The sequence below is a fragment of the Aeromonas sp. L_1B5_3 genome, from assembly GCF_963866575.1.
Taxonomy (GTDB): domain Bacteria; phylum Pseudomonadota; class Gammaproteobacteria; order Enterobacterales; family Aeromonadaceae; genus Aeromonas; species Aeromonas jandaei.
In genome coordinates, this window is record NZ_CAWMDN010000127.1 from 1 (window position 1) to 17,496 (window position 17,496).

Genomic DNA, 17,496 nt, shown 5'->3' on the forward strand with positions numbered 1-17,496 from the left:
GGCATTTTTTATGGGCGAGTAGCTCAGCGGGATTTGAAACGCTCGACCCAGGGGTTGGCGGTGAGGCCATGCAAGATGACGCTCAGGATAATGGTGCAGAGCACGGTGGCGATGATGGGGCGCTGGCCGATAAGGGCCGGCTCGTTTTGCAGCACCATCACCGCAAAGACGATGCTGGCAAGGCCCCGCGGCCCGAACCAGCCGATAAAGAGCTTGAGCTCCGGCTTGAGGCCGGTACCGATGAGGCTCAGCCAGACCGGCACCATCCGCAGCAGGCTGAGGCTGGCTGCCGCATAGAGCCAGAACTGCCAGTGCAGCAGCTCCGGCAGGATGGGCATCAGGGTGGCGCCAAACACCATCCAGATCACCACCGATAGCAGATCGCCATACCCCTCGCTGCTGTCCATATAGGCGTGCTTGTGCTCGCCAAGGCGCCGTCCCATCAGCAATCCACCGACGAAGGCGGCGATAAAACCGCTGCCACCGAGAGTCTGGGCCAGCGCAAAGCAGAGCAGCGCCAGCCCGGGCATGGTGAGCTGACGCCAGAGCGGCAGTTGCCAGCCGTTGAGATAGGAGACTTTCAGCAGCCGGACGGTTAGGGCAGTCAGCACGAAGGCGACCAAAAGACCGATACCGATCTCCTCCAGCATCAGGGTGATGGCCAGCGCTGCGGTGCCGGTGTGCTCCTCGGTGGGGGCGATAAGAGCGAGCAGCAGGAGCAGCACAGGCACGCAGATGCCATCGTTGAGGCCACTCTCCTGATTGAGCCCTTCGCGCAGTGGTGCCGGTACTGCCGGGTTGCTCACCACCGCCTTGCCGAGCGCCGCATCGGTGGGGGCGAGAATGGTGGAGAGGATCGCCATCTCCAGCAGTGGCAGGTCGGGGAAGAGCCAGTGGCCAAACAGGGCGCCACAGAGCAGGGTGAGGGGGAGGCCGATCAGCAGCAGCCGGATGGGGAGCTGGCGGTTGGCCAGCAGCACCTGCCAGTTGGTGTTGGCGGCATCGTTGAACAGCACGATCACCAGAGTCAGCTCTGCCAGCAGTTTGATGCCGGCGCTGTCGATGGAGAGGGAGAGCAGCTCCAGCCCTCCCGGCCCCAGCAGCCAGCCGGTCAGCAGAAAGAGCAGGGGGCCGTTGACCAGTTTTGACTCGAAGCGCCCCGCGATCAGGCTGTAGAGCAGTAAAAAGGCGGCGATCACCGCCAGATTCTGATAAAGCAGGTGTGCATCCATACAACCTCCTTCCAGCCCCGCGGGGCGGTTTAATCGGTCAGGCAGTCCGGGTCGAACACATACTCGCCGTCCAGCCAGCGCACGATTTCATCGACGCAAGCCTGATCGCGAAACGGCAGGTAGCGCGCCTTGAGGGCGGCAATCTGCTCGGGAGTGAGTCGGGCCAGCCCCAGATCCTGAAACAGCGGCAGGTCGGCCTCAATCATCGCCGAGATCTGCGGGCCGCAGGTGGCGTTGAGGGAGGCGTGCAGCGCCTTGTCGGGATCATACTGTTTGCCGAGCTTGTAGCTCATCGGCAGGGTGGCCAGCGGCAGGGCGGAGAGCGCCGCCTGCTTCATCGGGTTGACCGCGTGGCCGGAGAGCAGATCCGCCAGCTCGGCGGGGCGGTTCTCGAAGGCACGCAGATAGAGATAGCTGCTCGCCTTGCTGCCATCGTTGACCGGGTAGTTGTCCCACAGGAAGGGTTTGCGGCCGAGCAGCTCGGTCACCTGCTTGAGGTGTACCGCCGGATACTCGGTCGAGCAGACCTTGGGGCCGGTCCAGAAGATCTCGAAGCGGCGGTCGAGCTGCTCGCCAATCTCCTCCAGATAGCGCGGTGGCATGGCGCCGAACACCTTCTCCAGCACCGGATCGGTCGAGTAGTAGCTGGGGCAGAAGATGAGGCGGCTCGCCTTGCTGTGGGCCGCAATGTCGTGGGCGATGGTGAGCTGGTGCCGGGCCAGGTCCGGGGTATCCCCCTTCATGTCGTCAAACAGCACTGCCAGAATGTCGGGTTGCAGCACTTCGTCGATAAGGCGCACCTTCTCGAGCAGCGCCGGGCGCTTGCGATCATAGTCGTGATGCGCCCCCATGGGGCTCAAGCCCACTCCGAAGGCGAGCCCGTTGGCACGGCACTGGCGTGCCAGTTCGGCGAGATCCGCCAGCTGCTGCTCGGGCCAGGGGAGGGCCCAGTGCTTGCGCAGATAGCCATCCTCTTTCGGAGCGTAGATATAGAAGCCGTAGCCGTGGCGCGGCAGCCACTGGGCGTAGCGGGCACGGGCCTGCCAGCTCCATCCCTTGCCAAAAAAGCCCTCGATCACCCCCAGATTGGCAGAGGGGGGCAGCAGACCGGACTGCAAACTTTGATATGGCATAACTCTCTCCCTTCTTGCTGGGGGACTTGATATGGGCCGGTCGTCTAGACCGGATCCTCTTCCTGAAAACGAACCCCGATCTTGACGGGAATGCTCTCATCCATTTCGGCCACGGTCCAGATCAGGCCCTGCCACTCGATGTTGTCACCGACTACCAGATTATCGCCAAGCTGGCTGGCAATAAAATCGCCCAGTGTCTGATCCGCCACCTCGCTCACATCCAGCCCGTAGATAGGGGCGAGATCCACCAGTCGCGCCGCGGCATCCAGCTGGAAGTCACCGAAGAAGCGCGGGCCGAGATCCTGCTCCGGCGCCTGGCTAAAGAGCTGGCCAAGGGCGGGCAGATCGCGCTCGTGGCCGATGACGCAGAGGATATCGTCCGCCTGCAGGCAGGTACTGCCCGAGGGGTGGAGCAGCTCGCGGCCGCGAAACAGGGCGCTGACCCTAGTGCCGGCAGGCATGCGCAGATCCCGCAGCGGCGAGCCGATGCACCACTTCTCTTCCCCCAGCTGGTAGACGAAGGTCTCCCACTGGCTGTCGAGATCGATCTCGAGCCCGGAGCGGTTGATGGGCGACGGTGGGGCCGGTACTTCAACCCGCGCCAGTTTTGAGGCCAATGGCAGCGAGCTGCCCTGCAAAATCAGCGAGACCAGCACCACGAAGAAGGCGACGTTGAAGTAGAGCTGGGCGTTGGGCAGTCCCGCCATCATGGGGAACACCGCCAGAATGATGGGCACCGCGCCGCGCAGGCCAACCCAGGAGATAAACCAGCGTTCGCGCGGGGCGAAGTTCTTGAACGGCAACAGCCCGATCCAGACCGAGATGGGGCGGGCAAACAGGATCATCCACATCGCCAGCGCCAGTGCCGGCAGGGCGATGGGCAGCAGCTTGTGGGGCGAGGCGAGCAGCCCCAGCACCAGAAACATGCCGATCTGGCTGAGCCAAGTCAGGCCATCCAGCACCGACAAGGTAGTGCTGCGACTGCGCAGGGAGAGGTTGCCGAGCAACAGACCTGTGAGATAGATGGCGAGGATGCCGCTGCCCCCCACCGCCGTGGTGAGGGCGAAGATGAGCAGGCCGCCGCTCACGGTGAGCAGCGGATAGAGCCCCGGTGCCAGGCGGGCGGTGTTGATGAGTCGCCACAGCAGCCAGCCACCGGCAAGGCCGATCCCGGCACCAAGGCCGAACTGTTTGATGAGCTGCAGCAGCAGAAAACCGGCGTTGAGATCCTGCTGGCTGCTGGCCAGCACCTCGATCAGGGTGACGGTGAGAAAGACCGCCATGGGGTCGTTGCTGCCCGATTCTATCTCCAGCGTCGCGCTCACCCGCTCGTTGAGGCTGCGCCCGCCGAGCAGGGAGAAGACTGCCGCCGCATCGGTGGAGCCGACGATGGCGCCGATCAGCATCCCCTGCATCAGGTTGAGGTCAAACAGCCAGGCGGCGGCGAGCCCCGTCAGGCCGGTGGTGATGGCTACCCCGACCGTCGCCAGCGACAGGGCTGGCCAGAGCGCCACCCGGAACGAGGAGACCCGGGTGCGCATGCCGCCGTCGAGCAGGATGATGGCCAGCGCCAGGTTGCCCACCAGATAGGCGATGGAGTAGTCGGCGAAGTGGATGCCGCCGGGGCCATCTTCCCCCGCCAGCATACCAACGGCGAGGAAGATGACCAGAATGGGAATACCGAGACGGGAAGAGAGCGCACTTAGCAGGACACTGGCTCCAACCAACAGGGCACCGACAAAAAAGAAACTGTTGATGGTCACTGCATCCAAGGGCGAACTCCTTTCTGACTAACGGCAAAGTAGGCACATTATATGCAGTTAAGACCCCCTTGTGTGGTTTAATCGTGCATTAATTTGCATCTTTTGACATTTTTTCACCACTCGCGCGCCATCTTCTGACCCCGCAGAGTGGGTGGGAGGGGATGTTGGCAGTGATGGTCAGATGGAAACCTGATGTCGGGGGAGTAGAGGCAAGGGGAGGAGATAAACAGCAGACAAAGAGAAGGGAGCACACTGGTGCTCCCCGGATGGCACGACTCAGTCGTCGTCATCGTCCTTCACTTCACGGATCTTGTCCTTGTATTTGGGCAACTGCTTCTCCAGCCGTTTCATGTCTTTGATGGCATTGAGAAACAGCCCGAGCAGAAAGAGCAGTGGCAGCCCTATCCAGAGCCAGAGATTCATGTGCTACTCCTTTCATCGCAGGGCAATTCAGTGGATGGCAAGGTGACGTAACGGGCCAGGATCTTGTCCAGATTGGCCAGAATGGTCGCCTTGCCTTCAATATCCGCCTGTTGCAGGCAAAGTGCCAGCTCCGCCGGGTCGAGCTGCTGCTCGCCCGCTTCGGGGGCGAAGCTGATGTGCCACGGCTCGTAGGCGACGCCGCTGCCTGCGCCGACCGGTTTGGCATAAGGCAGGAAGAAACCGAAATCCCCCATATGGTCGGTGAGCCACTCGCTCAAGTCGGCAAACCAGCCCCCGGCTTCATACTCCCAGGGCTCCAGCGCCAGCCTGGTGTCGGCGGGCAGGCAGTCCGGGTCGTAGATGTCGAGATCGGTGCCCCAGTGGTGGCGACTGGTGCCGGGCAGGGCGCTCCAGCGCAAAATGGCGTGTAGCCGCTCTTCATCGCTCAGCTGCAGGGCATCAATGGGCTGGCTGTTGGCATCGAGCAGTGGCCGCTCGCCGCGCCACTTGCCATTCCAGATGGCGAGCTGGCGATCAAAACCGCGCCAGCTGGAAGCCGGTTGCAGGTTGAAACCGGCGTGGGCGGCCGCCACCTGCATGTCGTTGAAGGAGGCCGCCGCCGCCGGGGTCAGGCGGTGGGGGCCGCGCCCCACCACAATAAGGTGGCTCTCGTCGAGCCCCATCAGCTGTTCCTGCGTCATGCCAGCAGTCGCTCCAGTACCCCTTGGTACATGTCGGCCAGCAGATCCAGATCGTCCGCCTTCACGCACTCGTTCACCTTGTGGATGGTGGCGTTGACCGGGCCGAGCTCGATCACTTCGGCGCCGGTAGGGGCGATAAAGCGCCCGTCCGAGGTGCCGCCGGTGGTGAGCAGGGCTGGCTGCTGGCCATTGACCGCCTCGATGGCAGAGACCGCCGCCGCCAGCAGTTTGCCGGTGTCGGTGAGGAACGGCTGGCCGGAGAGGGTCCAGTTCAGCTGGTAATCGAGACCATGTCTACCCAGCAGCGCCTCGACCCGCTCGCGGATATCCAGGTCGGTCAGCTGGGTGCTGAAGCGGAAGTTGAACTGGACGTGCAGTTCGCCGGGAATGACGTTGGAAGCGCCGGTGCCCGCCTGAATGTTGGCAATCTGGAAGCTGGTGGGGGGGAAGTAGGCGTTGCCCTCATCCCACACGGTGGCGGCGAGTTCAGCCAGCGCTGGCGCGGCTTTGTGGATCGGGTTGTCCGCCAGATGGGGATAGGCGACATGGCCCTGCACCCCGCGCACCAGCAGATCGCCGGTGATGGAGCCGCGGCGGCCATTTTTCACCACATCCCCGACCACGGCGGTGGAGGAGGGCTCGCCGACGATGCACCAGGTGATCTTCTCGTTGCGCGCTTCCAGGGTGTCGATCACACGGGTGGTGCCATTGATAAAGGGCCCCTCCTCATCGGAGGTGATAAGGAAGGCGATCGACCCGGCGTGATCCGGATGCTCGGCCACGAAGCGCTCGACCGCCACCACCATGGCTGCCAGCGAGCCCTTCATGTCGGCGGCGCCACGGCCGTAGAGCACGCCATCCCTGATGGTCGGCTCGAACGGCGGGGTGTGCCATTTCTCCAATGGCCCGGCGGGCACCACGTCGGTGTGACCGGCGAAGCAGAAGAGCGGCCCCTCGCTGCCGCGACGGGCCCAGAGGTTAGTGGTGTCCTCAAATACCATGGGCTCGATAACAAAGCCGAGTTTGGCGAGGCGCTCCGCCATCAGGGTCTGGCACCCTTCATCCAGCGGGGTAACGGAGGGGCGGCGGATCAGATCCTTGGCCAGTGCGATGACATCCGACATCAGTTGTCCTTAGTTGTCCTTAACGGGAGAAGAGGGATTGGTAGTGATCGGCCTTGAAACCCAGGGTCAGTTCGCCGTCACGATCCAGCAGCGGGCGCTTGATCATCGCCGGGTGCTCCAGCAGCAGGGCGCGCGCCTTGGCGGTATCGAGCCCCTGTTTGGCCTCATCCGGCAGGGCGCGGAAGGTGGTGCCGCGACTGTTGAGCAGCGCTTCCCAGCCGAGCTTGGCCAGCCAGCGGTCGAGATCGTCCGGGTTCAGGCCATCGGCGCGATGGTCGTGAAAGCGGTAGTCGATGCCGGCCTCATCCAGCCACTTGCGGGCTTTCTTGATGGTGTCGCAGTTCTTGGGGGAAATGCCGTAAAGTACGACTTTACATTCGCTCTTGTTTTCCATGGGGTTCACCGTGTTCCGTTTGATGGGCTGTAGCATACAGACGATCTCCACGCATGGAAACGAGGCCGCTTTGGGTTAGCCACCATGGTAGAAGGCTTGCATTGGTCGATATGATCGATGTTTGGCAAAAAAAAACACAATGAATATTGTTAGAAGTGCCGTCATTCTGGTAGGCTCACCTCATCTTAGTTCTCAGCCTTGTTCACTACTTCCTGAATGTGGGCCAATGTAAAAGGAGTTGTCATGAGCCGTCCCCCGAAGGCGTATTCCTACATTCGATTCAGTACCCCAAAGCAGGCACAGGGAGACAGTTATCACCGTCAGCTTCAGAAGGCTACCGACTACTGTGCCAAGCACAATCTCCAGCTTGTAGAGAAGACGATTGATGACCTTGGTACGAGTGCATTTCGTGGGGCTAACATGACGGAAGGAGCCTTGGGTCGCTTCTTTGATGCAGTGAAGAGTGGAAAAATTGAGCAAGGTTCTTATTTATTGGTCGAGTCAGTAGACCGCCTAAGTCGACAAGCTGTTGAGGCAGCTCTAAGTCAATTCCTTGCCATCATTAGTGCAGGCATAGTGATCGTTACCCTTGATGATAATGCGGTGTATCGCTCAGGGCAGGTTGAGACTCAAAATCTATTGCTTTCTATTATGTTCATGGTGCGTGCTAATAACGAGTCAGAAACTAAGAGTGACCGTAGTCGCAAAGCTTGGGACAAAGGCCGCAAACAGGCCAGAGACAACAATCAAGTAATGAAAAACTCTCGTCTTCCCTCATGGCTGAAATGGGAGGAGGGTAAGATCATGCCAATCCCCGAACGAACAGCCGTTGTGAACGAGATGTTTGAGTTGGCCAAATCCGGCTGTGGCTATGAGCAAATAGCCAAGATCTTTCTGGATAAGGGTTATAAGACTTTTGGAAAAGAAACTGACTGGCGTCCAGCAGGCATTCAAGCGGTTATTAAGAGCGAATCTGTGATTGGGGTATTTCAGCCACATCAAATAAAGGATGGCAAGCGAATTCCGGAGGGTAGCCCTATCTGGGGATATTATCCGGCAATAGTCGAGCCAATATTATTCAACGAAGTGCAGCATATTATCAGCCAGAGAAGTAATCATAGTGGTTCCTATCGGAAAGGCACTTATAACAACCTCTTTAGCGGTATACTTCGTTGTCAGTGTGGGGAGGCGTTACGCTACCAAAATAAAGGACGAGTAGGGAGCCCTCGCAACTATCTTGTTTGTCCTAAGCAGAATATCACAGGGTGCAATCTGCCAAACATGCTCTATAACAAAGTTGAGCCTCAGTTATTACAAGCAGTCTGCATTCTATCAGAAGTAATGCAAAGACGGGTGGGGGAGAATGAGAAGGTTTTATCTCTAAAAGAACAGTTGGCCACATTGACTGCTCAGCTCGATGTTGAGAGTAGAAAGAAGAGTAAAGCAGCTCAATCCATATTAGATTTTGATGATGATGCTACTTTTCGAAAAGAATTTGTAAAGATTAAAGCTAACTGCGAAGCCTTAGAGGAAAAAATACACGAAATTGAGAGCGAGCTCATGAGCCTAGAGCTGTCAGAAAAAACTATTCTCAATCTACTGAAACCAGAAGAACTGATCAGCACTGAGCAGCGTCAACTATTTAATAGCCAATTGAAAGCAGTGCTGAAAGAGGTCAAATTTAGCTACGATGGTTATGATCTGGCCGCAGTATTTAAGGGGCTAGATGATAAATTCATGCTAGAGCAAGCTTTCAAACCCAAGCTGGCAGGTAGTAGCGTTAGAGATCTCAGTGGTGAGGAGTTGTTAAGGACAACCTCAGAGGCTCCCTATATTGATGCTGCGTGGGTGAAGGGTGAGACCGATGAGTATGAGTCACATCGGAAAGATGCGTCCAGCGGTCTGGATGATGAGTTTGAGGACTTGAGTTTACAAGAGTCAAAGTGAAGGCATTACAAGGGGAGTTGGACGTGGTAGGCATCTTTGTTGGGCACCACTCACAGAGGGGCATCGACCCAAAAGCATTGCTCTCGCAGATTCCTGGATTCAGTCAGCGAAGCACTCGACGATTCAGTCAGTACGTCAAGCGGGCAATCGCCAACATCCAGCAGGTGCAGGGACTCGACCTTCCGGAGGTTCCCGAACCGGATAATGGATTGGGGACGTGGACTCCCTTACAAGCCTTGGCTGTGTTGACCTATGGCCCCAGCTCTCACTTAAACCTGAGGCTAATAGCGGAGATCGAGCAGCTTACCGGGCTGGAGTTACCACATGATGAAAGGCAAAGCCGCCATGAGGCTGCATTTTATGTGGAATACTTGGCCCCGCTGGTTACTTACTTTCAAATGCAGCAACCGGGTTTGCGAATGGAGGTGATCCCGCAGTTCGATTGCGACCCTTACCGGGTGGATTTTCGGGTAGATTTGCAGTGGTTCGACCCAAACGGGAAGTATTTTGACAAACCGATCCGGCAGGAGGTGTACTTGCTGGAGTTTGATGAAGCCTATCATCTGGAGCCAGCGAACCGCCAAGCAGACCACCAGCGTGATGCCTACATCGAGCAGCAGACGGGCCTCAGACCGCTCAGGATACGGCACGAGGAACAAGAGCTGTGGGCCACCATCTGTCGTGCTCAGGGACGCATCCTAAGCGTGGAGGAGTACCTGCAAGGGCTGTTGATGGCTATGGCAGAGCCGGGTGATGGCCGACATCTTGATATCACGCGAGATTCTGCCCAGAGTGCTTATACCTGCGATCCAGCCGGGTATCTACGATATCCAGCTCAGCCGGGACGAGACCTTAAAGCGATAGCAGAGCGGCTTGGCTGGCGGTTGAGTCAGAGGCATAGCGGTAATCTGGCCTATCACCGTCTGACCCCGCCGCGAGTGACTGCCAATCGACACATTTCGGGGTGATGTGTCTGGTCGATTTGAGTCTCATCGACACATCCGACAGCGTGTTCATGGGCTTTTCGGCGGTATGTGTCTGGTGTTCCAGCTGTTCCAGCCCGATATATATACCCGTTTAGTTACACTGACTCTTATCTATTTACTGCACCGAGGGGGGAGCTTACCAGCCACCCGAAGGAGAGATTCCGAGAAGATTGCAACGATCTTGCCCGGTTGATTGCCCGGCAAAAACAATCCCAAACCCCACCAGCACAAGGAAAACGAGCAGGCAACATTCAGACCAAACGCCGGTATAAGCCAGATGAGACCAACACCATAGGAGAATCCCATGGAATACATCACATCTGGCCCCTTGTCGGGAGCCATCCAGCAAGGAGAAGGCGTATGAATGAGCAGCAAGGAAACCCGTTACTGAAAGCGTTGGAGGCGGCACTGCTGGCAGCCTTGGGCGTCCTCATTAAGGAGGCCGTCAACTCGATGCAGACACCGCCGCCCCCGCCGAAGGAGCCGGACGCTCAATAGACCATGCCCGTGTGACAGACCGGAAGCACCCCCGGCAACCCCTGTCACACGGGTTGGTTTTCGAGTTTTGACACGTTTTTCTTGCAGGGTCTTGAGCCTATTGGGAGGCCATCATGGCAATCATCGGGTATGCCCGTGTCTCGACCACGGGGCAATCGCTGGAGCAGCAACTGATAGCTCTGGCGGAGTGTGAAAAAGTTTTTCATGAGCAGGTCAGCGGTAGCAAGACGGATAGGCCGCAACTACAGGCGATGCTCGAGTTCGCCCGGTCTGGGGACGTGCTAAAAGTCACCAAGTTAGATCGACTCGCTCGAAACACTAGGCACTTGCTGGAGATCACAGACCAGCTACACGCCAAAGGGGTAACATTGCAGATCCAGAATTTGGGCATCGATACGGCTACCCCGACAGGTAAGCTGATGTTGACCATGATCGGAGCTATCGCCACGTTCGAGCGGGAAATCATGCTGGAGCGTCAGGCGGAAGGGATTGCCTTGGCTAAGGCAAAAGGGGTCTACAAGGGCCGAAAGCCGACCGCGATGGAAAAGCGGGACGAGGTGCTGCGTCTTCTATCGCAGGGCATCGCTAAGGCATCAGTGGCAAAGCGGTTGGGTATCAGTGTGTCAAGTGTTCACCGGATACTGCATACATAACCATACTGCTATTATTTGGTGAGGGAAACCTCACTTTTAGCTAATCAAAACAATAATTTAGGGATGAAGATGAAAGCTGTTTTTGGGGCTGCCATGCTGGCAGTTGGATTAATAAGTGGGTGTGCGTCACTGAGTGAGCAACCATCCGGAGATGTGGTTGTTAAAAAAGACTCTTTCGAGGCGGAAAAGACAATAGTATCCGTAGATAGCATTCTGGGAATGGGTGAACAGTACAATTTGTTTATCAATCTGGAGTGGCATTCGGGTAGTAAGGATGTGTATCTGGACGCGATTTACCCTCAGATAGAGAATGTGGTAGCACTGAAAATCAATGCTGATGGTCAGATGATTGATGGGCGGGTTTGTAGTGCACATACAGACTTCGGAGCAACCGTCTACTCTGGTTTGATGTATGTATCTGTCCCTAGCTTTTCACTCCGTCGGTTCTGTATTTCTACGAAGGAATACGAAAAGATCGCTCAGTCTAAGCTTGTGAAGATGAAAGTCTCAACCTACACGAAGTACATGGTAGCTAGCTTCTCACCTGTAGGTAGCAAAGATGTATCCAACTCATCTACACATGCAAAAGCGTTTAGCGGGTTCACAACTGCGTTACGCCAGAATGGTGCTTTCTAATTGATTTTCCAAGCTTTAAGTAAATCAGTAAGCCTGTGGTTACCTCAGGCTTTTTTGTGGTTCTTCCATAATTAACCTCTCGCAGTTCTTGATGCCATAGAGGGTGGTGGCCATGGGGAGTCCTTCTCTTGTGGGCGCTGGTCGTGGCCGCGCCCGAAAATCCGAATCAACAGAGTGCAAGGGCCCGATTCTGGCATTGTGGCGATCCCATGGCAACGCTGATGGCACCGTCGGAAGGGGCGAGAGGAGGAAAAGCGGGGATCCAGATAGCCAGAACGCGCCGGGTGGCGCGCTCTGGAGAGGCAGAAGAGTGTCTCTTCTGTGCTGCCGGGGCAGCTGGTATCAGTGCAGCGGATGCCAGGGGTGATCAAAGACCCGGGCGCGCTCCCAGGGGGCGTCGGGCAGACTGGAGGAGAGGCCGCTGTATTTGCCCACATCGTCCACCACGATGGCGGAGAGGATTGGCAGGTGGTTTTCGGTGCAGTACATGCGAACGCGCTGCAGCAGGGTGCGCAGTTCGTCCTGACGCTGCTCCAGTCCGGCCATTTTGGCCAGTTTGGAGTAACGAATGGTGGTGCGTTCCTTTGCAGACTCGACGAGGATATCCCACAGCTGATAATCGCAGGTCGAGACACCTGCGGTGGCTTGGTTTGTCATAACTCTCTCCGGCGCGAAATGGTCGCTCTTGTCGATGCGCATCTTGGCCGCTTCGGGGGCGGCTTATGTTGATCCAACGCAAAAAAGAGGGGAGTCGCGTTACACAATTCCCGATTAAACCGTGTAAAACGGTTCTCGGTAGTGTGAATGATGAAAAAGTGTTACTTGCTCGACATATTATGCTGTCTGATGACGGTGATGGCCCCTTTATTGATGGGGATCAAAGGCAAGTTCTGGTCAGATCACTAGATTTCGCTCTTCGATAAATTTATCAGGAGTGAATATTGGAACTCGTCTTCGTCTTGCTCATACTGGTTGCCGTGGTCTACGGCATCATCAAGGATTACAACCCGCAGGCGGTGCTGGCATTGGCCGGTATGGCCATTTTCACCCTGGCCTACTGGCTGGGATTGCACCCCATTCTGCCCGCTGACAAGAGCACCGGCTTCGCCCTGTTCGATCTGTTCGAAGTGTTCAAGGGGATCTTCTCCTACCGTGCGGCGGGCCTCGGCCTCACCATCATGGCGGTGGCCGGTTTTGCCACCTACATGTCCCATATCGGTGCCTCCCAGGCGCTGGTGCGGGTGGCGGTCAAACCGGTGGCAGGCATTCAGTCCAGCTACCTGATGCTCTCCATCTGCTATCTGGTGGCGGTCTTTGTCTCCCTGTTTGTCACCTCCGCCACCGGCCTTGGTCTGCTGTTGATGGTCACCATGTATCCGGTGATGCGCAACCTCGGTATCAGCCCGGCCTCCGCCTGTGGCGTCATCGCCACCTCCCAGGCGTTCGAGATTGGCCCGACCCAGACCAACGCCATCTTCTCCGCCGGCCAATCCGGCATGGATCCGACCAGCTATTTCGTTGACTACCAGATCTGGCTGGTGGCCCCCATGCTGCTGGTGACCATGGTGCTGCACTTCTTCTGGCAGCGGCACTGTGACCGCAAGGATGGCTGGGATCCGGCCCGGCATCGCGGCGAACACGCCGAGCTGGATGAGAAGGGCACTGACGCGGTAGCGGCGCCCACCTGGTATGCCCTGCTGCCCATCATCCCCTTCGTACTGATGATGACCTTCTCCAAACTGCTGGTGACCACCATCAGCGTCAGCGTGGAAGTGGCCATGCTGCTGTCGGTCTTTATCGGCATGTTGTGCGAGCTGCTGCGGACCCGCTCGGTGCGCACCGCCTTTGCCGGGCTCTCCAGCTTCCTCGACGGCATGGGCAAGGTGTTTGGCCCCGTGGTGGCGCTCATCGTCTGTGCCGAGCTGTTTGCCGAATCCCTCAAAGCCATTGGCGCTATCGACACCCTGCTGCACTCAGCCAGCAATGCCGGCATCGGCAGCGGTCTGATGACCCTGGTGATGGTGGGCCTCATCATGGTGGCCGCGGTGATCATGGGCTCCGGCAACGCGGCGTTCCTCAGCTTCTCGACCCTGGCGCCTGCCGTGGCAGCCAAGTTCGGCGTACCTGCGGTGACCATGCTGCTGCCGATGCAGCTCGCCTCCAGTATTGGCCGCACCGTCTCCCCGATTGCGGCGGTGCTGATCGCCTGTGCGGGCATCGCCAAGGTCTCCCCCTTCGTGGTGGTGAAGCGCACCTGCGTGCCCATGGCGGGGGCGCTGGTGACGGCATTGACCCTCAACTATCTGCTGTTCATGTAAAAGCGGTGGTTTACAGGGCGGTCGGCCACCCGGTTCTGGTAGGTCGACCGCTGTTGGCAAGGCGGGTGTAACAGCCCGCCGTTCCGCATTGTTGCAAAAACAAGCTGCTTTTATCGCAGATTGTTTCATGGAGAAGATAATGACCAACCTCACGCGCCCGTTTTCCCTCGATACCTATCTGGCCGATCTGGCCCCGCTCATCAACCTCGATTGCGGCACCCGCACCCCGGCCGGGGTGGCCAAAGTGGCCGACATCATGACCGAGAAATATGAGGCCATCGGCTGGCAGGTGACCCGTCACCAGTTCGCCGCCGAGTGCGGCCCCTGCCTCGAGGCAACCAATGCCCCGGGGGCCGATCACTACGACGTGATGCTGGTGGGCCACATGGACACCGTCTTCCCCGAGGGGACGGCGGCCAAGCGCCCGCTCAAGATTGAAGGCAATCAGGCCTTTGGCCCCGGCGTCTCGGACATGAAGAGCGGCCTGCTCTCCACCTGGTATGCCCTGAAAGAGATGGATCCGGCGCAGCTGGCCAAGCTCAAGGTGCTGGTCTGCTGCAACTGCGACGAGGAGATTGGCTCCCCCTGGTCCAAAGATTGGCTGGTGGAAAAAGCCAGGCAGAGCGGCTGCGTGCTGGTGGCCGAAGCAGCGCGCCCGAGCGGCGATCTCATCAGCGCCCGCAAGGGCAATGCCAAGTACCGTATTACCTTCCACGGCAAGGCCTCCCACGCCGGTTCGGCGCTGACCGAAGGGGTCTCCGCCATCACCGAACTCGCTCATTGGGTGCTGGCCATCAACGAACAGGTCAATATGGAGACCGGCACCACCATGAATGTCGGCGTGGTACAGGGCGGCACCGGCGTCAACGTGGTGCCCGACTTTGCCGAGGCGATCGTCGATCTGCGCTTCTGGAGCAATGCAGAGGCGGCAGCGGTACACGAGCGGCTCACCTTTATGGCCAACAACCCCTTCCTTGCGGGCTGTCGGGTCGAGGTGGATCGCCAGACCTTCAAGCCGGCGATGCGCCCGAGTGGCGACACCGAGGCCGTGATGGCGCTGGTGGAGGCGGCAGCCAAGGAGGAGGGGATCACCTTCAACTGGCTGGAGGCCGGTGGCGGCTCGGATGCCAACTTTACCGCAGCGGCGGGTGTGCCATCGCTGGATGGCTTCGGCCCCATGGGCGGTGGCTTCCACTCGGAGGCGGAATTCCTGCTGCTCGATAGCATCGAGCCGCGTATCCGCCTGCTGCAGCGGGTGCTGGGCAAGCTGGCCAAATAGGTCGGCGTCAAAGACAAGCAAAACGGGAGGCCATCGCCTCCCGTTTTGTTATCAGCCGTACCGGTGCAGAGACATAGAACAGCGCTGCGCCGCGCCGCTACCCCTCATCCTCCAGCAGATAGGCAAGCTGCTCTTGATGGGCAACCTGCCAGTGGCCGAGTGCCAGCGGCGCGGCAAAGCCCGGGCCGTCGGTCACCATGGTGTGGTACTCCCCCTGCTCGCCGCAGGCATCAAAGCTTTGGGTTGCTGCCAACTGCTGCAACTCGGCGAGGGTAGTGGCATCGAGGGTGCGTCCCACCCACTCGGGGGCCAACACTCTGGTATCGACGCAGGAGAGGTGGGCGACGATGCCGCGGGCCAGCAGATCCGCCAGCAGCGCCTCGCGGGAGAGTTGCCAGAGCGGGGTGTGAACTGTGAGACCAAGCGGGCGACAGCGCTCGCGGATCCAGTTAGGCGCACCACCCACGCTGTCGATATCGCCGGTGACCACCCCATCGAGTTGCCACTCCTCCTTAAGTTTGGCCAGCGCCCGCTCATAACCGAGATCGAACGGCGCCTCTATGGTGACTAGCAGATGGGGCAGCGCGAGGGCCGCCGCCTGCCGACGTACTTGCGACAGGGGATGGGCCAGAAAGCGGGGGGCTGGGGGGGCAAAGGTGGCCAGTGCCACCACCTGATGGCCCGCTTCACGGGCATGGCAGAGGGCCTGCATGGCATCCTTGCCGCCGCTCCAGAGCACGATGACGCGAGACATGGGGAAGATTCCGCAAAGAAAAGAGGGGTCATGCTACCCAGAGTGCGGGCAGTTGGCAAAGCAGTATGGAGTGCGCCACAAAAACACAGGCCCCCGTGCGGGGGCCTGTGGCAGCGATTGAACAGCGATTGCCGGTCAGAGCAGGATGCTGGTCAGGATAAAGCCCAGCGAGCAGGAGGTCACCACCCCGATCAGCCCCGGAATGATGAAGCTGTGGTTGATGATGAACTTGCCGATGCGGGTGGTACCGGAGCGGTCGAAACCGATACAGGCCAGGTCGCTCGGGTAGGTCGGCAGCACGAAGTAGCCGTAGCTCGCCGGCAGGAAGGCGATCAGCAGTTTCGGCTCCACACCCAGCGCCAGACCCATGGGGGCGATGGCGGTGAGGGCGGCGGCCTGGCTGTTTACCAGCTTGGAGATAAGGAACAGCACCAGCGCGTAGGTCCAGGGCTGGGCCTGTACCACGTGGGCCAGGGTCTCTTTGAGCAGCGGCATGTGGGCCTGGAAGAAGGTTTCGCTCATCCAGGCAACCCCGAATACGGAGAAGATGGCGACCATGCCCGCCTTGAAGACGGCGCCGTTGGCGATCTCGCCCGGCTTGACCTTGCAGCGCATCAGGATGATGGCACCAGCGATCAGCATCATCATCTGGATCACCAGGTTCATGGAGAGCGGGCCAGTCTTGTCCTTGATGGTGAAGACGGGACGCAGCGCCTCATCGGCACCCAGCAGCACCACGGCTGCGATGGCGGCGAAGAAGATCCAGGTAGACCAGTAGGCCTCTTTCGGGAATTTGGTGTTGAGCAGGGTCTCGCCACCACCGTAGATGAAGGCGCGCTGCTCCGGATCCTGGATCTTGGCCTGGAACTCCTCGTCCTTGTCCAGATCCTTGCCGCGGCGCAGGCTCCACAGGGCCGCCACGATGACACCGGTCAGGGAGGAGGGGATGGCGACCATCAGGATGTCGAGCAGACCATAGGCCTGACCGATACCGTGGCCAGCCGCCAGAATGGAGACCATGGAGACCACGGCAACCGATACCGGCGAGGCGCAGATGGCCATCTGGGAGGCAACGGAGGCGACAGCCATCGGGCGCTCGGGACGAATGTTCTTCTGCAGCGCGATGTCGGCGATGATGGGGAACATGGTGTAGACCACGTGGCCGGTACCGCACAGGAAGGTGAGGGTCCAGGTGGTGAGCGGTGCCAGGATAGTGATGTATTGCGGGTGACGGCGCAGCAGACGCTCGGCTACCTGCATCATCAGGTTGAGACCGCCGGCGGTCTGCAGGGTGGCGGCACAACCGATCACCGCCAGAATGGTCAGCATTACCTGCACCGGCGGTTCGCCCGGCACCAGACCGAAAACGAAGGTCAGCAGGAAGAGACCGATACCACTGATGAGACCAAGCCCCATGCCACCAAAGCGGGTACCGAGCAGCAAGCAGCCGAGTACCACCAAAAATTCCATCAAGATCATTCCATTACCTCGTGTGATTCAACCCATGTTGCCGCGGGTAGCCTGAACCATGAATTGTCATTGTCTGTTTTTAATTAGCCCAAAAGGGTTAGTTATTATTTTGCTCCCCTGCAAAAGTGAAAAAATTGAGTTACTTCAATAACTCGATGAATTTTTGATTAAACCACTTAAAAACC

General features: G+C 58.8%; 17 protein-coding genes. 7 read left to right on the forward strand and 10 right to left on the reverse strand.

Going from position 1 to position 17,496, the window contains the following annotated elements; all coding sequences use genetic code 11:
• Nucleotides 1-23 precede the first annotated feature (23 nt).
• From AACR93_RS15815 to AACR93_RS15845, 7 genes are all read right to left on the reverse strand, one after another.
• A complete protein-coding gene (locus tag AACR93_RS15815) occupies nucleotides 24-1,232 on the reverse strand; it encodes a cation:proton antiporter (protein ID WP_043851299.1) in 1,209 nt (402 codons plus the stop codon).
• Between the two features lie 29 nt (nucleotides 1,233-1,261).
• A complete protein-coding gene (locus tag AACR93_RS15820; RefSeq protein WP_043851300.1) occupies nucleotides 1,262-2,365 on the reverse strand; it encodes a beta-N-acetylglucosaminidase domain-containing protein in 1,104 nt (367 codons plus the stop codon).
• Nucleotides 2,366-2,409: 44 nt separating this feature from the next.
• A complete protein-coding gene (locus tag AACR93_RS15825; protein ID WP_041208372.1) occupies nucleotides 2,410-4,137 on the reverse strand; it encodes a potassium/proton antiporter in 1,728 nt (575 codons plus the stop codon).
• 267 nt (nucleotides 4,138-4,404) lie between these two features.
• Nucleotides 4,405-4,551 (reverse strand): hypothetical protein, encoded by a 147-nt coding sequence (locus AACR93_RS15830; protein ID WP_104015276.1) that lies wholly within the window; start codon nucleotides 4,549-4,551, stop codon nucleotides 4,405-4,407.
• Nucleotides 4,548-5,252: a M15 family metallopeptidase gene (locus tag AACR93_RS15835; protein ID WP_043851301.1), complete on the reverse strand. Its 705-nt coding sequence runs from the start codon at nucleotides 5,250-5,252 to the stop codon at nucleotides 4,548-4,550. Before AACR93_RS15835 ends, AACR93_RS15830 begins: the two co-directional genes overlap by 4 nt.
• Nucleotides 5,249-6,376: a succinyl-diaminopimelate desuccinylase gene (gene dapE / locus AACR93_RS15840; protein WP_043851302.1), complete on the reverse strand. Its 1,128-nt coding sequence runs from the start codon at nucleotides 6,374-6,376 to the stop codon at nucleotides 5,249-5,251. Before dapE ends, AACR93_RS15835 begins: the two co-directional genes overlap by 4 nt.
• Before the next feature lie 19 nt (nucleotides 6,377-6,395).
• Complete coding sequence (locus AACR93_RS15845; RefSeq protein ID WP_043851331.1) at nucleotides 6,396-6,770, reverse strand: ArsC family reductase; 375 nt, start codon at nucleotides 6,768-6,770, stop codon at nucleotides 6,396-6,398.
• Nucleotides 6,771-7,013: 243 nt separating this feature from the next.
• On the opposite strand from AACR93_RS15845, the gene AACR93_RS15850 reads away from it, so the two are divergent.
• The 5 genes from AACR93_RS15850 (at nucleotide 7,014) to AACR93_RS15870 (ending at nucleotide 11,490) form a co-directional block, all read left to right on the forward strand.
• Nucleotides 7,014-8,717 (forward strand): recombinase family protein, encoded by a 1,704-nt coding sequence (locus AACR93_RS15850; protein ID WP_052497088.1) that lies wholly within the window; start codon nucleotides 7,014-7,016, stop codon nucleotides 8,715-8,717.
• The gene (locus tag AACR93_RS15855; protein ID WP_043851303.1) at nucleotides 8,714-9,685 is read left to right on the forward strand and encodes a hypothetical protein; all 972 of its coding nucleotides are present in this window, start codon (nucleotides 8,714-8,716) and stop codon (nucleotides 9,683-9,685) included. The genes AACR93_RS15850 and AACR93_RS15855 overlap by 4 nt, the downstream gene beginning before the upstream one ends.
• Nucleotides 9,686-10,063: 378 nt before the next feature.
• Entirely contained in the window at nucleotides 10,064-10,201 is a 138-nt protein-coding gene (locus AACR93_RS15860; protein ID WP_010674054.1) for a hypothetical protein, read from the forward strand.
• Between the two features lie 113 nt (nucleotides 10,202-10,314).
• A complete protein-coding gene (locus AACR93_RS15865) occupies nucleotides 10,315-10,854 on the forward strand; it encodes a recombinase family protein (RefSeq protein ID WP_043851304.1) in 540 nt (179 codons plus the stop codon).
• Nucleotides 10,855-10,923: 69 nt separating this feature from the next.
• On the forward strand, nucleotides 10,924-11,490 hold the full coding sequence (locus AACR93_RS15870) for a hypothetical protein (RefSeq protein WP_043851305.1): 567 nt from the start codon (nucleotides 10,924-10,926) through the stop codon (nucleotides 11,488-11,490).
• 342 nt (nucleotides 11,491-11,832) lie between these two features.
• On the opposite strand, the gene AACR93_RS15875 is transcribed toward AACR93_RS15870, so the two are convergent.
• Nucleotides 11,833-12,147, reverse strand: a complete 315-nt coding sequence (locus AACR93_RS15875; RefSeq protein WP_043851306.1) for a hypothetical protein — start codon at nucleotides 12,145-12,147, stop codon at nucleotides 11,833-11,835.
• A 284-nt stretch (nucleotides 12,148-12,431) separates the two neighbouring features.
• On the opposite strand from AACR93_RS15875, the gene dcuC reads away from it, so the two are divergent.
• Nucleotides 12,432-13,808 carry a C4-dicarboxylate transporter DcuC gene (gene dcuC / locus AACR93_RS15880; RefSeq protein ID WP_043851307.1) on the forward strand — a complete coding sequence of 459 codons (1,377 nt, stop codon included), beginning with the start codon at nucleotides 12,432-12,434 and terminating at the stop codon, nucleotides 13,806-13,808.
• A gap of 139 nt (nucleotides 13,809-13,947) precedes the next feature.
• Nucleotides 13,948-15,087 carry a M20 family metallopeptidase gene (locus AACR93_RS15885; RefSeq protein ID WP_043851308.1) on the forward strand — a complete coding sequence of 380 codons (1,140 nt, stop codon included), beginning with the start codon at nucleotides 13,948-13,950 and terminating at the stop codon, nucleotides 15,085-15,087.
• A 97-nt stretch (nucleotides 15,088-15,184) separates the two neighbouring features.
• On the opposite strand, the gene AACR93_RS15890 is transcribed toward AACR93_RS15885, so the two are convergent.
• Together AACR93_RS15890 and AACR93_RS15895 are read right to left on the reverse strand one after the other, a co-directional pair.
• Nucleotides 15,185-15,841, reverse strand: coding sequence for a hypothetical protein (locus tag AACR93_RS15890; RefSeq protein WP_043851309.1), 657 nt, complete (start codon nucleotides 15,839-15,841; stop codon nucleotides 15,185-15,187).
• Between the two features lie 135 nt (nucleotides 15,842-15,976).
• Nucleotides 15,977-17,320 carry an anaerobic C4-dicarboxylate transporter gene (locus AACR93_RS15895; RefSeq protein ID WP_041208381.1) on the reverse strand — a complete coding sequence of 448 codons (1,344 nt, stop codon included), beginning with the start codon at nucleotides 17,318-17,320 and terminating at the stop codon, nucleotides 15,977-15,979.
• Nucleotides 17,321-17,496: the final 176 nt, after the last annotated feature.

Bases quoted from the DNA above. Each gene is read 5' to 3' on its own strand.
- AACR93_RS15850 (WP_052497088.1), top strand. From the start codon at position 7,014: ATGAGCCGTCCCCCGAAGGCGTATTCCTACATTCGATTCAGTACCCCA.
- AACR93_RS15865 (WP_043851304.1), top strand. From the start codon at position 10,315: ATGGCAATCATCGGGTATGCCCGTGTCTCGACCACGGGGCAATCGCTG.
- AACR93_RS15830 (WP_104015276.1), bottom strand. From the start codon at position 4,551: ATGAATCTCTGGCTCTGGATAGGGCTGCCACTGCTCTTTCTGCTCGGG.
- AACR93_RS15885 (WP_043851308.1), top strand. From the start codon at position 13,948: ATGACCAACCTCACGCGCCCGTTTTCCCTCGATACCTATCTGGCCGAT.
- AACR93_RS15820 (WP_043851300.1), bottom strand. From the start codon at position 2,365: ATGCCATATCAAAGTTTGCAGTCCGGTCTGCTGCCCCCCTCTGCCAAT.
- AACR93_RS15890 (WP_043851309.1), bottom strand. From the start codon at position 15,841: ATGTCTCGCGTCATCGTGCTCTGGAGCGGCGGCAAGGATGCCATGCAG.
- AACR93_RS15835 (WP_043851301.1), bottom strand. From the start codon at position 5,252: ATGACGCAGGAACAGCTGATGGGGCTCGACGAGAGCCACCTTATTGTG.
- AACR93_RS15815 (WP_043851299.1), bottom strand. From the start codon at position 1,232: ATGGATGCACACCTGCTTTATCAGAATCTGGCGGTGATCGCCGCCTTT.
- AACR93_RS15895 (WP_041208381.1), bottom strand. From the start codon at position 17,320: ATGATCTTGATGGAATTTTTGGTGGTACTCGGCTGCTTGCTGCTCGGT.
- AACR93_RS15875 (WP_043851306.1), bottom strand. From the start codon at position 12,147: ATGACAAACCAAGCCACCGCAGGTGTCTCGACCTGCGATTATCAGCTG.
- dapE (WP_043851302.1), bottom strand. From the start codon at position 6,376: ATGTCGGATGTCATCGCACTGGCCAAGGATCTGATCCGCCGCCCCTCC.
- AACR93_RS15845 (WP_043851331.1), bottom strand. From the start codon at position 6,770: ATGGAAAACAAGAGCGAATGTAAAGTCGTACTTTACGGCATTTCCCCC.
- AACR93_RS15870 (WP_043851305.1), top strand. From the start codon at position 10,924: ATGAAAGCTGTTTTTGGGGCTGCCATGCTGGCAGTTGGATTAATAAGT.
- AACR93_RS15860 (WP_010674054.1), top strand. From the start codon at position 10,064: ATGAATGAGCAGCAAGGAAACCCGTTACTGAAAGCGTTGGAGGCGGCA.